Raw genomic sequence first — 12,057 nt, 5'->3', positions numbered from 1 at the left:
CGACACCGACCAGCCCAACCCCGCCCCGATCGCCGCATAACATCAGACCGGATCCCGCGATGGCCGTCTCCTACACCACCAACGCGGACGTGACCGCGGCCGGGCCGGACGCCAGCAGCCGGGTGGTGAGTTCGCCGTACATCCGCCAGCAGGCGGGCGCGGACTCCATGTACGGATGCCTCGGCCCATCCTCGACCGGTACCAGGCCCCCACAACCACAACGTTCCATGTGAGGGAACGTAAAGCCGCACGTTGCGTCAGGGTCAAGCCGCATTCATCGCTACCGAGTCGGCGGCACGTGCCGATACCCTTCCTGGCGCCCGGGCCGCAATCCGCAGATCCTGGTTCCACCGGCCCATCGATGGTGTTGGTGGAACGATGACAGACGTGGGAACTACAAAAGCTGTTACGCCTGCCATCTCGCCACTTGCCGGCGAGCCGATCAAGCGTGCCGACGCCGAACGGCTCGCGGGTGTGCTGAAGGCATTCGCCGACCCGGCCCGGCTGCGACTGCTCAGTCTGATCCAGTCCGCTCCCGAGGGCGAGGCGTCCGTGAGTGACCTCACCACGCCGCTCGGGCTCTCCCAGCCGACCGTGAGTCATCACCTTCGGATCCTCACCGAGGCCGGCCTGCTCGAACGCGAGAAGCGGGGCGTCTGGGCGTACTACCGACTCGTGCCGTCCGCGATCGCGGCAATCGCCGACCTGTTGACACCGCCCCGCAAGCGCGCGACGAAGAAGGCCCGCTGAGCGACACCCTCGAAGGCGGCCCCCGCTCCTGCGGGTGCCGGCAATGGCGTCTGCCCTCCTCCGTCCGGCCCAGCGCCTCCCGGCAGTCCCCGATCACCACGTCTTGCAGCCGGCGCACGTACCGCTCGATGTCCACCCGCGCCGCAGCCAGCGGATCGAGCTGGTGATCGGTGCACCGGCGAAGGAAGACTCGCAGATCGGACTCGGTCTGGATGCGAGTCTGGCCACGGTAGCGGCCCAGGAAGGCGGACACCGCGGCGCGCGGAACGAGCTGACCGGCCGGACGGCGCAGGTCTCGGCCCGTGCGAGCGTCACTTTGACGGCGTTGATGAGGCAACGGAGCCTGCCAGTCAGCCTCAACCCCCGATCCGTAGCCCGACCCCGTCAAGGTCGACGATGGCCTCGGGGCGTTCACCTTCGTCGCCCGTATCGGGCCGGCCCTGACCTTCGTTCGCGCCCGGTCAGGAGCGACCGCGCGCGGACCGCCGCGTGATGCAGTCTGGGGCAAGGCCACCTTGCCTGTCGCCCCGGTTCAGGCCCACGGCGGCGGCTCATAGCAAGACGAACGAGAAGTCCCTGTGAGTTCTGCGGTTCAGCGGAATGCCGATCTTGACGCGGCGAGCGATCTCCCCGCGGCTGATGCCCAACCCCTTGGGCGATGAGCCGTTCGGGGCGAAGGGGCACGGGGTCGTCGAAGATGACCGAGACCTGGACGGGCCAGGGGCTTTCGGGAGGGGACGGGGCGAGCAGTTCCCAGCATGAGTCCCACTCCAGGGCGAACCGGTTGCGCCGGGCGATCAGCGGGTCGATGAAGGAAGCGGGCGACGAGGGCAGAGACGATGCCGGAGCAGCCCCCAGAAGGATCGGATCCAGGTGCCGGACCGGGACGCGATCGTGAACGGTGATTTTGCTGGTCCGGTTGCCGGAAACGCAGGCGACCAGGAGCCAGATGTCGCGGAGTCTGCCGTTGGCATTGACGTGGAACTTCCCGTCGCCGGTGCCGGCGAGGCCGGAATGGTAGTGGACGCAGGGGAACGCGAGCAGGGGAAGGCGCGTGCGCCGAACGGTCCAGGACAGAATGATATGAGGACGCGTAGACATGATCTCTCTGAAGACATGACGGAAGGCATGGGAAAAGAGCCGACGGCGACGTCGGCGACCGATGCACGGGACGGTGTCAGGTCTAAAGAGCGGGCGGCGTCACGCGGAGTGAAGTCCTCTCGTGAGTGGGTCGGAGAAGAAGATCCAGATACAAGGTAGGGCGGGACGAGTTGGCGAGGCCACCCCATTTTCGTCCTGGTGCCGAACACGAGGGGCGGGGTCGGCGAGCTTAGACGGTTGCCGATCGAGCAGTGGCCTGCCGTGATGCGGCGAGGCCGGGTACCGGCTGGGCGTACGCTTCGGCCGGTACCCGGTGGCGGTGGCTATGCCTTGTCGGCGGCCGCCGTGGTGCTGAGCATGGTGTTCTTGACCAGCGGGGCGTATCCGCTGGACTGGCCGGTGCGGTTCGGGTGGTAGGACTCCATGATCGGGTCCGACAGGCCGTTGATCCATTCGATGGAGTCGCAGACGGCGTGCCCGGTGAATGCGGTTCGCGGGTCCACGAACGGGAACGAGTGCGCGACCGCGCGGGCCTTGATGGTTTGGTTCAGCAGATCGGCGGTGTCGTTCAGTGCCGCCTGCTCCCCCGGGCTGATCCGGGCCAGTGACTGGCAGTCGCTCTCGTTGAACAGGCGCGGATATCCGACGATCACCACTCGGGCGTACGGTGCCCGTGAGCGGATCTTGTTGTAGAGGGTGTCCAGGGTGCCGGGCAGGGTGTTGCGGATGTAGTTGTTGGCGTTGTCGATGTCACCCCAGCAGGTGTACGGCCAGGGCTTGGCGCACTGCGTGATGACGCTGGAGAAGCCGGCGTCGTTGCCGCCGACGGTGAGCGTGACGTAGTTGGTCGAGGCGCTGAGGCTGCCGAGCTGGTTGTTGGACACGTCGGCCACCTTCGCGCCGGAGCAGGCGGCGAAGGTGAGGCTGGCACCGATCTGGTTCGCGTTGAGGACGGGGTACGCGTACGGGGAGCGGTAGCAGCTGGTGCCGTCGGAGTAGTACGTGCGGGTGCCGACGCCCGAGGAGTACGAGTCACCCAGGGCGGTGTAGAGGGCTGCGGCCGCGTGCGCGGGCAGCGCCCACAGCGTGGCCGGTGCCAGGCCGGCCAGGACGGCGATCACGAGTGCGACGAGACGGCTTCTGCGGCGGGGGACGACGGGTGCCATGCTTCCTCCTCAGCTGCCCACGGAGAAGCGCATCGACGATTGTCGAAGGCTGGTGGTGGTCCAGACTGTCGGCGGCAAGCATTGGCATGCGCAAGAGATGGAACGGAAGTTTCCTTCAATCGAACAAGTAGGCAGGGCGCTATTGGCAAGCGGTTCACGGCGAGCAGGCGGGCGGGTGCCGGCGCCATGCCTCACTCGGGGTCGGCCCGCCCGCCGTCAGCACGCCTGGACCCTCGACGACCTCGCCGATGCCGTACGGTGACCGGCATGGCGCGGACCGAGGTTCTGCGTGATCTGCTGGACAACGGCCGGGACTGCGACACGCCGCGGCTGGAGGCGATCGCCGCCGAGCTCGGCCTACCCGTGGCGGACGTGCTCGTGGTCGCGGGCCATCCGGTGCCGGGGCACCTGCTGCCGCCCGACCGCGACAACAACATCATGCGCGCGTTTGCCTACCGTGTGACCTACTGCAACCACCCTCAGCTGGCGGCCCTGCGCGAGTTCCTGCTCGCTATGCCGGATGAAGGCGCGGCACCCGAGCCTCGGCCGGCTCGCGATCCTGCGGACCTGGACCCGTTCCCGGCCGTCCTGCACGGTCTCATGCGTAACCGCGGCTTCGGGGTGCGGGAGTTCCCGTTCGTCGGTCTGTCGATGAGCACCATCAGAGGCATGCTGGGCGGGGCATGGCAACGGCTCTCGCAGCTGCAGGCGGTGGCCGGGCCGCTGGGCTGGAGCACGGAGGATCTGGCCGCGCTCGCGGGCGAGCCGCTGCAGCCCCTCGACTACGGTCCGATGTTCTGTCACCACGTCGGCGCGGTGTTCCTGGCCGCCGTCCCCCGCACAACCGAGCAACTGGTGCGTGCCGCCCGTGAGGCGGACCGGTTGAACGCGCGCGAGGACCACGGCGCCTGGCAACCGGTCTCCGACGGCATCTACGACTGCCCCGACGCGTAGGCGTACCCTCCTCAAACACGCTCTTACAGCCGCTGGCCCCGCATACAGCGTGGGTTGAGGGCCTGCTCGACGGGTGAACCGGCGCTGACCGGGGCCAGCAATGCCACGATCAGGGCTCATCCCGCTGCCGGCGGTTGGACTCCCGCCGGACCGCCCGTCGTACCGGCTCGGTGGATCAGGTCACTGGGGTGCCGAGGCAGGTGAAGCCGCGACGGGAGCGGGCGTGGTAACTATCCGGGTCGCCCAGGAGTCATGAGCCGCCAATGCGATCTCGGTGATGCGTTCCGAGAAGAGACGAGTCCGCGCTTCGTCAGTCGAGGCGTTCGCGAGGGCGTAACGGCCAGCCTGTTGCTCGTAGAGAAAGCGCTCGGCATGGAGCTGGTTCTGTATCGACCGAGCGAGCGCCCAGTGCTCCTGAGCCTTGGTAGCAGCCAGCAGGGTCGTCGCGAGGGCAGTACCGCCACTGACGGCAGCGATCAACCACTTCGGAACGGCCGGTACCGCCGCCAACACGGTGGCGAAGACTGCCAGGGTCACGCTCAGGTAGACCAGGAGCATCGAGGTGCCCTTGTTGACCCTGGCGCGTCGACGCCAATTGCTCTCGAGGTACTCCCAGCGTCCCAGTGCCCGATCCTGGAGAGCGTGCAACTCGTTCACATTCGGCATGTATTCATCCTCGCGCACGTCGTCAGAGCCGCTGTCCTCCGTAACGCCGACGGATCATCTGGACCGCGAGCCGCGTAGGACGATCCACCGGTACCGCGAGGCAGCCCGAAGGCTGCAACAGCTCTGGCCGAGGGCGGCCAGCGATTTCTCTCGACGAGAAGCGGCCCCTGTTTCGGCACCTCACTGCCTGCTCTCGACCCTGTCGGCTCGGGGCCTGCGGTATCGCCTCCGCAGGCCCCGACCCGACGGATCACTCGTTGTGAAGCACCTCGGCGATCGTGAGCCGGGCCGCGCCGCGGGCCGGGACCAGTGCACCGAGGAGTGCGATCAGTACTCCGGTGAGGGCCATGAGCACGAGCGTCGGCGCCTGCCACACCTCCAGTACGGAGTGCGGAATGGCGATCCGGGCCGCGTCGGCGGCGGTCGGCACGATGTACCGGTGCGCGACGATCCCCAGGGGGATGCCGAGCACACCGCCGGCCACGCCGACGACGGCCATCGACGTCAGCACCATCGTGACAACCTGGCGTGGCACCATCCCGATCGACTTGAGCATGCCCAGATCGCGGCGGCGTTCCCGGACGTTGAGCACGACGGTGTTGAAGACGCCGAGGGCCGCGACGGTGGACAGCAGCAGCGAGAGCACCGACGAGAAGCCGATAACGGTCACCGCGAAGTCGCTGAGTTGGGAGGTGTCCCACGCGTCGATAGCCGGGTCGGCCGCCTTGACCGCAGTGACGTACGCCGCGACGTTTCCACCGGGCTTGAGCTGGACCTGGTAGTACACCTCGTCTGGTTTGACGACGCGGTTCGGCGCGAGATCGGTGAGGATGCGCCAGTCCACGAAGATGCCGGGCGGTCCGGGCGCACCGTCCATCGTCTCGCCGACCACGCTCAGCACCGTCCGTCGTCCGCCGAGCTCCAGGGTGAGCTTGTCCCCGACCTTCAGTCCGCGCTCACGCATGAGTTCCGACGGCGCGACGGTTTCGTCCACCCGCGTCATCCAGCGTCCGGCGGTGAGCTCGTCCTGGTAGCCCATCGACGAGAAGTCACCGCGGACGAAGTTGACGGTCAGCGGCTGGGTCTGCCCGATGGTGGGGACCGGCAGCTTGAAGATGGCGGTCACCCGGGCGACGTCCGGCAACCCACGCAGCAACTGCTCGACCTGCGCGTCGGTCCGAGTGGTGGTGGCGGTCGGCGCCGGGGGCGGAGCCTGACCTTCGGCGGCGATCCGCGTCCGGCCGTCGGACGGTCGGACCCCGATCTGCCCCGAGGCCCGGTCTTCGATCGTGGAGATCCGGGTCAGCGTGTCGGCCAGCCCGGTCGCGAACGTAACAGTGGTCACGCCGAGCAGGACGGCCACGACGGTGAAGACGGTCCGACCCGGTCGGGCGAACGGCAGGCCCAGCCCGAGGGTGACCGGACGCGGCAGCCGGACACCGGCGAGCCGACGCTGGATCCGCGTCCCATGCCCGGCCCGTGGGGAGCTGCCGGCGCTGATCGCCTCGGCGGCCGAGAGTCGGTGCGCCCGGACGGCGGGCACGAACGCCGCCAGGGCGACGAGTGCCGGCACGCCGATCAGCCCGGCGATCCAGATCCAGACGCCGACGTTGATGCCGACGTCGAGCCCGAGGCCCTCGAACCCGTCGCTCAGCAGCGGCTGGGCGACGAGGGTGCCGGCGACGGTGCCAAGGACACAGCCGACGAGGGCGGGAACCGACACCATGACGAGGTAGACGGCGACCACCTGGCGCGGTGTGAACCCGAGCGCCTTGAGGATCCCGATATGCCGGAAGCTGGAGACGACCGCGCCGCTGACCACGTTGCCCACGATGACGACCGCGACGATCAGCCCGAGCACGCCGAACGTGGCGAGGAACGGCACGTACACGCCGATGTCCGAGGCCACCTTCTCCTTGACGACGAGGTACGGCTGCGCGGCGATCAGCGCGCCCGCTGGCAGGGCGGCCGTGACGGCGGCCAGGTCGGCGTGGACCGCGCGCTTCGTGGACACGTCACCGGTGAACCGGTAGAGCATCTGAACCGACGTGGGGTGCAGCGCGGCCATCTGTATCGGTGACACCCAGGCGTCGGCGGACTGGCTGAGACTGTGCGCCCGCCCGACAACGGTGTACCGCATGCCGCCGAGGGTCACCTCTCCGCTGTCCGGCGGAAATCCCCTCGAGTCGCCGCCGGGTTCGGGCTGGTTGAGGACGAGCTCGCCGGGGGCCGTCGGCCAACGCCCCTGCCAGAGGTTGAGGCGGTCCACCGGGCCGCCCGGGTCGGCGCGGCCCACGACGGTCAGCGGGCCCCGCGGGCCCGGCCCGCCGCCGTCGGTGAGGTCGAGTGTGATCTGCCCGAACGGTCCCGCTGCGGCTGCCACGCCGGTTCGCTGGCTGGTGAGCTGCTCATCGGTGACCTTGGCCGGGTCGTACACGGCGATCGCGTGTGGGCCCTGCTGCCTGGCGAAGGCGCGGCCGAACGGCGCCGAGGACGCCTCGAGCAGCGCCAGCGCCACGACGATCGTCGTGGTGGAGAGCAGGACGACCAAGCCGATGACGAACGTCTGCACGCGACGTCGCCGGACCGCGGACCGCGACGCCCGCCACACGGCACTCATGCGCGTTCCAGACTGCGTTCGCGGGTGATCCGGCCGTCGGCGAGTTCGACCACGCGGCTCGCGCACCGCGTCGCGAGTCGCTCGTCGTGGGTGACGATGAGCAGGGTCTGCCCGATCTGGTTGAGGTCCAGCAGCAGATCCATCACCTGCTCGCCGGAGCGACTGTCCAGGGCGCCGGTCGGCTCGTCGGCCAGCAGCAGCTCCGGACGGTTCATAAGGGCCCGGGCCACCGCGACGCGCTGGCGCTCGCCGCCGCTCAGGGCGGCCGGATACACGTTGCGCCGGTCGGCGATGCCGAGCTCGTCGAGCAGTTCCATGGCCCGCTTGCGTGCCGGGCCGGCCTTGGTACCGGTCAGCTGGGCGGCGAGAGTCACGTTGTCTATCGCCGGTAGGTCGTCAAGCAGGTTGAAGAACTGGAAGATCATGCCGATCCGGTGCCGCCGGAACAGCGCCAGCTTCGTTTCGTTCAGGCGGCTCAGCTCCTCGTCGTGGACGCGCACCGACCCTGATGTCGGTCGGTCCAACCCGGCGATCATGTTCAGCATGGTGGACTTGCCGCAGCCCGACGGGCCCATCACCGCCACCGCCTCGCCGGTGCGGATCTCGAGCGACACGCCGTCCAAGGCGGTCGTGTCGCCGTATTCTTTGCGGACGTTGTCCAGCCGTACAACGCACGTGTCAGTGGTCATGGCAGCACGCTATGGCTGCGGGTGGCGCCCGGTCGTCGGTCCCGGGATGTAATCCGTCGGAGCTGTCATCCCAGGGATGTACCGGCTGCATACCGGGGATGATGTGGCACCGGTTCGGCTCTGCGAAACTTCCTGGATGAGATCGGGGGCGATGTGGCTGGTCGGCGCGCTCGTCGCCGCCTGCGCGACCGCGGCATGGCTCGGTGTCACACTCGTCCGCGCGCGACGCCGGCACCGCCGGGCGCTGGAGGAGCGGGGCTGGCTCCTCGAGCGGGAGCGGGAGAGCGTGGCCCGGACCGCCGTCGACGCCGAACGTGCCCGCATCGCCCGGGAGCTGCACGACATCGTCAGCCACAACGTGAGCCTCATGATCGTGCAGGCCGGTGCCGCACGCGAGGTGCTCACGGCCATGCCCGACGAGGCCGCGGCGGCGCTGTCGGCGGTGGAAGGCGCCGGACGGACCACGATGACCGAACTGCGGCACCTGCTCGGCCTGCTGGCGCCCGCAGCGGACGGCGACGATGGCACGGAGGGAGCGGATCTGGCGCCGCAGCCCAGCCTCAGCAGGCTCAGCCCGTTGATCGACCGAATCGCGTTCGCCGGTCTGCCGGTGGAGGTGCGCATATCGGGTGAGCCGCGGCCGCTGCCTTCCGGGATTGACGTTACCGCGTACCGAATCGTGCAGGAGGCGCTGACGAACGCGCTGAAGCACGGCGCCGGAGGGGGGAAGGCGGAGGTGACGATCCGCTACGCCGGCCATTCACTGCGGGTGGAGGTGCTCACCACGGGTCCCAGCGTGCTCACGGGCGACCAGCCTGCACCGCGCGGCGGAGACGGCGCCGGGCGGGGATTGCTGGGGCTGCGACAGCGCGTTGCGGTCTACGGTGGCGATCTCGACGCCCGCCGGCGGCTCGGCGGCGGGTTCCGGGTCCGCGCCCGCATCCCGGTGGAGCACCCGTGAAGGCGCAGCCCGACCCTTCCAGCCCGCCCGGGTCCACGCCGCCGGCATCCCCCCGCGTGCTCATCGCCGACGACCAGGAGCTGATCCGCACCGGCTTCCGGCTGATCCTGGTCGCCCGCGGCATCGACGTGGTCGGCGAGGCCGCCGACGGCGTCGAGGCGGTGGAGGCCGAGCGGCGGCTGCGTCCCGACGTCGTGCTCATGGACATCCGCATGCCGGTGATGGACGGGCTCGAGGCAACCCGACGCATCCTGGACCACAGCCCCCGCTGCCGGGTGCTCATGCTAACCACGTTCGACCTCGACCGGTACGTCTACGCGGCTTTGGCGCTCGGCGCGAGCGGATTCCTTCTCAAGGACGTCACCGCGGACCACCTCGCCGCGGCGGTGCGCCTCGTCGACACCGGCGACGCACTTCTCGCGCCCTCGATCACCCGGCGGCTCGTCCAGCGCTTCGCCGGCGCGGGCCAATCGGCCGGCAACGAACCGACACGCGCCATCCACCGGGATCTCGCCGCGCTGACGCCCCGCGAACTGGAAGTGCTGACGCTCGTCGGCCGCGGTCTCTCCAACACCGAACTGGCCCAGGCACTGACCCTGAGCGAGGCGACGGTGAAGACCCACGTGGCACGGATCTTCGCCAAGCTTGCCCTCCGCGACCGTGCGCAGGCGGTCGTCCTGGCCTACGAGACCGGCCTCGTCACGCCCGGCGACACCTGACCGCACCCCACGCCTGTGTACGGCATGAGCGATGGCCCGAAAAGGTCGCTATCGGCGGGTCCGTCGGCCTGGAACAGCCCAGCCACTGGTCGCCCGACCGGCGCGCGTTCTTCACCGGCCGGGGCTGTCACAGACGCCGCGGCTGCCCTGTCTTGGCTGGGTGAGGACGGAACATCAGGACAAGAGCCCGACACTGAACACGGCGCTCCGGAAGCGTTCGACGGCGGGATCCACGGATCGACACGAGAAGGGCGGCGGCGATGAGGACCAGTCGACTGGAGGCGTTCAGTGACGGGGTGCTTGCCATCATCATCACGATCATGGTGCTGGAGCTGAAGGTGCCGGAGGGTCACCATTTCTCCGACCTCGTCCACACGACCGGCGTCGGACTGCTGACGTACCTGCTCAGCTTTGCCTACGTCGGCATCTACTGGAACAACCATCACCACATGTTCCACCTGGTTCGGCGGGTCAGTGGCGGCGTGCTGTGGGCGAACCTGGCGCTGCTGTTCTGCCTGTCGCTGTTCCCGTTCACGACAGCCTGGGTGGACGAATCGAGGTTCGCGCAGACACCACTCGTCGTCTACGGCCTGAACCTGCTGAGCGCCGCCGTCGCATACTTCGTGCTCCAGACGGTGATCATCCGGCAGGAGGGCCCGGAGTCCCCGCTACGCCAGGCCATCGGCGCCGACCTCAAGGGCAAGCTCTCCCCGGTGTTCTACCTCGCCGGGATCCTCAGCGCCCTGACGGTCGACCGGAGCGGGCGGGTCGGCGCGTGGATCGCCCTGGCGTGCTTCGTTGTCGTCGCGGTCATGTGGATCGTCCCCGATCGCCGCATCGCCCGGGTGGTCCGCCAGCACGAGACTCCCGCCTGAGAACACGAGGTCAGGCACGCCGCTCGCGGCCGGCCGATCGCCTGTCCCAGGGGGCCGGCCGGTCACCGAGCGCCGTGGCGGCCGGTAGCGGGGTGGCCGCGATCCCCATCGGCCATCGGGGAGCGCCTGCGGTCGCCGGGCGCGGTGTGCCGGCGGCGGTGAACGCGGCCCGGGGTTGCTGCACCGATTGCAGCGAGACGATGTCGCGGCCGAACAGCGCGGCGCTGAGCCAGACCAGCAGGACGCGGGTCTTGCGTTCCCAGGTCGGCACGGCGAGCACGTGGTATCCGCGGTGCATCACCCAGGCCAGGAATCCCTTGATGACCAGACGGCGGTACTGGAACACACCGCGACCGAGACCGAGGGTCGCGACCACGCCGAGACTGTGGTGCGCGTACTGCTTGACCCGCCGCCTGCGGAGGTCGGCGACCAGGTTCGCGGCCAGCCGCTTCCCCTGCCGCACGGCGTGTTGCGCGTTCGGCACCGCCAGCGCGCCCGGGATCGCGGACGCGAGATCCGGGACCGCCGCGTTGTCGCCCGCGCCCCAGGCGTCGGGGACCGCGGCGTCCGCCGTGCCGACGCGCAGATCGGCTCGCACCTGCAGGCGGCCCTTCTCGTCGATCGGTAGGTCGGTCTGCTTGGCGACGACGGGGTTGGCGCCGTTGCCCGCGGTCCAGATCAGCAGCTCGGTGTCGTACTCCTCGCCGGTCGAGAGCACGACGTGCCCGTCCACGGCCGAGACGAGCTGCGTGTCCAGGTGGATGTGGCCGCCGCGCTCCTCGAGGTGGCGGACCACCCATCGCCCCACGTCGTCGGTGACCTCGGGGAGGATGCGGCCCTGCGCCTCGACGAGGTGGAAGGCGAGATCCGAGAAGGTGAGCTCCGGGTACCGCTTGAGCAGTGCCGTCGCGAGCGAGAGCAGCTCCCCGAAGCCTTCGACGCCGGTGAACCCGCCGCCGACGACGGTCACCGTCAGCAGCCGCGTGCGCTCGGGACCCGGCGGAAGGGCCGCGGCACGCTCGAACGCGGTGAGCAGCCGGTCCCTGATCGCAACGGCCTCCTCCACATGCTTGAGCCCGATCGCCCCCTCCGCGACCCCGGGGATGGGGAAGGTACGCGTCACCGCGCCCGCCGTGACCACGATGGTGTCGTACTCGAGCCGGCGGTCGGGGCCGTCCAGCGGCCGGATGGTCGCCGTCTTGTGCGCGTGGTCGATGTTCGTCACGCTGGCGGCGATGACGGTGGTTCGGCGCAGGTGGCCGCGCAGCGAAACCGCGACGTGGCGCGCCTCGACCGAGCCCGCGGCGACCTCGGGCAGGAACGGCTGGTAGGTCATGTACGGCCGGGGGTCGACGAGGGTGACCTCGGCCTCGTCGCGGCGAAGCTTCTTCTCCAAACGCCAGGCGGTGTAGAAGCCGGCATAGCCGCCGCCGACGATCAGGATTCTGCGCATGGCAACCTCCGACGAACTGCTACCAGGTGCAACCAGGTAAGGCTTGGCTGTGTGCCGCGCGCGGCCTGATGGTGATCGGACACACGCCCGCGGACGGGCGCTG

At 69.5% G+C, this 12,057-nt stretch carries 11 protein-coding genes; 5 read left to right on the top strand and 6 right to left on the bottom strand.

Translation table 11 applies throughout. The features are described from left to right. The first annotated feature begins 378 nt into the window (after positions 1-378). Positions 379-750, top strand: a complete 372-nt coding sequence (locus ACGFI9_RS32785) for an ArsR/SmtB family transcription factor (protein ID WP_393184210.1) — start codon at positions 379-381, stop codon at positions 748-750. Positions 751-1,161: 411 nt separating this feature from the next. Here the strand turns inward: ACGFI9_RS32785 and ACGFI9_RS32780 are convergent, their stop codons facing one another. Both ACGFI9_RS32780 and ACGFI9_RS32775 read right to left on the bottom strand, forming a co-directional pair. Continuing rightward, a complete protein-coding gene (locus ACGFI9_RS32780) occupies positions 1,162-1,851 on the bottom strand; it encodes a DUF1062 domain-containing protein (RefSeq protein ID WP_393184209.1) in 690 nt (229 codons plus the stop codon). Positions 1,852-2,174: 323 nt separating this feature from the next. Beyond that, a complete protein-coding gene (locus ACGFI9_RS32775) occupies positions 2,175-3,017 on the bottom strand; it encodes an SGNH/GDSL hydrolase family protein (protein ID WP_393184207.1) in 843 nt (280 codons plus the stop codon). 267 nt (positions 3,018-3,284) lie between these two features. On the opposite strand from ACGFI9_RS32775, the gene ACGFI9_RS32770 reads away from it, so the two are divergent. Further along, a complete protein-coding gene (locus ACGFI9_RS32770; protein ID WP_393184205.1) occupies positions 3,285-3,971 on the top strand; it encodes a hypothetical protein in 687 nt (228 codons plus the stop codon). Positions 3,972-4,151: 180 nt separating this feature from the next. Here the strand turns inward: ACGFI9_RS32770 and ACGFI9_RS32765 are convergent, their stop codons facing one another. From ACGFI9_RS32765 to ACGFI9_RS32755, 3 genes are all read right to left on the bottom strand, one after another. Further along, positions 4,152-4,637, bottom strand: a complete 486-nt coding sequence (locus tag ACGFI9_RS32765) for a DUF4231 domain-containing protein (protein ID WP_393184203.1) — start codon at positions 4,635-4,637, stop codon at positions 4,152-4,154. Positions 4,638-4,887: 250 nt separating this feature from the next. Next, entirely contained in the window at positions 4,888-7,257 is a 2,370-nt protein-coding gene (locus ACGFI9_RS32760) for an FtsX-like permease family protein (RefSeq protein WP_393184201.1), read from the bottom strand. Further along, positions 7,254-7,946 (bottom strand): ABC transporter ATP-binding protein, encoded by a 693-nt coding sequence (locus tag ACGFI9_RS32755; protein ID WP_393184199.1) that lies wholly within the window; start codon positions 7,944-7,946, stop codon positions 7,254-7,256. The genes ACGFI9_RS32760 and ACGFI9_RS32755 overlap by 4 nt, the downstream gene beginning before the upstream one ends. Positions 7,947-8,097: 151 nt before the next feature. On the opposite strand from ACGFI9_RS32755, the gene ACGFI9_RS32750 reads away from it, so the two are divergent. From ACGFI9_RS32750 to ACGFI9_RS32740, 3 genes are all read left to right on the top strand, one after another. Then, entirely contained in the window at positions 8,098-8,907 is an 810-nt protein-coding gene (locus ACGFI9_RS32750; RefSeq protein WP_393184219.1) for a sensor histidine kinase, read from the top strand. After that, positions 8,904-9,626 (top strand): response regulator, encoded by a 723-nt coding sequence (locus tag ACGFI9_RS32745; RefSeq protein WP_393184197.1) that lies wholly within the window; start codon positions 8,904-8,906, stop codon positions 9,624-9,626. Before ACGFI9_RS32750 ends, ACGFI9_RS32745 begins: the two co-directional genes overlap by 4 nt. Positions 9,627-9,886: 260 nt before the next feature. Next, positions 9,887-10,501, top strand: a complete 615-nt coding sequence (locus tag ACGFI9_RS32740; RefSeq protein ID WP_393184195.1) for a TMEM175 family protein — start codon at positions 9,887-9,889, stop codon at positions 10,499-10,501. 10 nt (positions 10,502-10,511) lie between these two features. Here ACGFI9_RS32740 and ACGFI9_RS32735 read toward each other — a convergent pair whose 3' ends face one another. Then, complete coding sequence (locus ACGFI9_RS32735) at positions 10,512-11,954, bottom strand: NAD(P)/FAD-dependent oxidoreductase (RefSeq protein ID WP_393184193.1); 1,443 nt, start codon at positions 11,952-11,954, stop codon at positions 10,512-10,514. Positions 11,955-12,057 lie beyond the last annotated feature (103 nt).

It is taken from the genome of Micromonospora sp. NPDC048930 (genome assembly GCF_043197935.1).
Lineage (GTDB): Bacteria > Actinomycetota > Actinomycetes > Mycobacteriales > Micromonosporaceae > Micromonospora.
This window is presented reverse-complemented; position numbering and strand designations above follow the sequence as displayed.

What these genes read in the sequence shown, in the direction of transcription:
- ACGFI9_RS32735 (WP_393184193.1), bottom strand. Translation starts at nt 11,954, where the DNA reads ATGCGCAGAATCCTGATCGTCGGCGGCGGCTATGCCGGCTTCTACACC.
- ACGFI9_RS32755 (WP_393184199.1), bottom strand. Translation starts at nt 7,946, where the DNA reads ATGACCACTGACACGTGCGTTGTACGGCTGGACAACGTCCGCAAAGAA.
- ACGFI9_RS32760 (WP_393184201.1), bottom strand. Translation starts at nt 7,257, where the DNA reads ATGAGTGCCGTGTGGCGGGCGTCGCGGTCCGCGGTCCGGCGACGTCGC.
- ACGFI9_RS32765 (WP_393184203.1), bottom strand. Translation starts at nt 4,637, where the DNA reads ATGCCGAATGTGAACGAGTTGCACGCTCTCCAGGATCGGGCACTGGGA.
- ACGFI9_RS32785 (WP_393184210.1), top strand. Translation starts at nt 379, where the DNA reads ATGACAGACGTGGGAACTACAAAAGCTGTTACGCCTGCCATCTCGCCA.
- ACGFI9_RS32740 (WP_393184195.1), top strand. Translation starts at nt 9,887, where the DNA reads ATGAGGACCAGTCGACTGGAGGCGTTCAGTGACGGGGTGCTTGCCATC.
- ACGFI9_RS32750 (WP_393184219.1), top strand. Translation starts at nt 8,098, where the DNA reads ATGTGGCTGGTCGGCGCGCTCGTCGCCGCCTGCGCGACCGCGGCATGG.
- ACGFI9_RS32780 (WP_393184209.1), bottom strand. Translation starts at nt 1,851, where the DNA reads ATGTCTACGCGTCCTCATATCATTCTGTCCTGGACCGTTCGGCGCACG.
- ACGFI9_RS32775 (WP_393184207.1), bottom strand. Translation starts at nt 3,017, where the DNA reads ATGGCACCCGTCGTCCCCCGCCGCAGAAGCCGTCTCGTCGCACTCGTG.
- ACGFI9_RS32770 (WP_393184205.1), top strand. Translation starts at nt 3,285, where the DNA reads ATGGCGCGGACCGAGGTTCTGCGTGATCTGCTGGACAACGGCCGGGAC.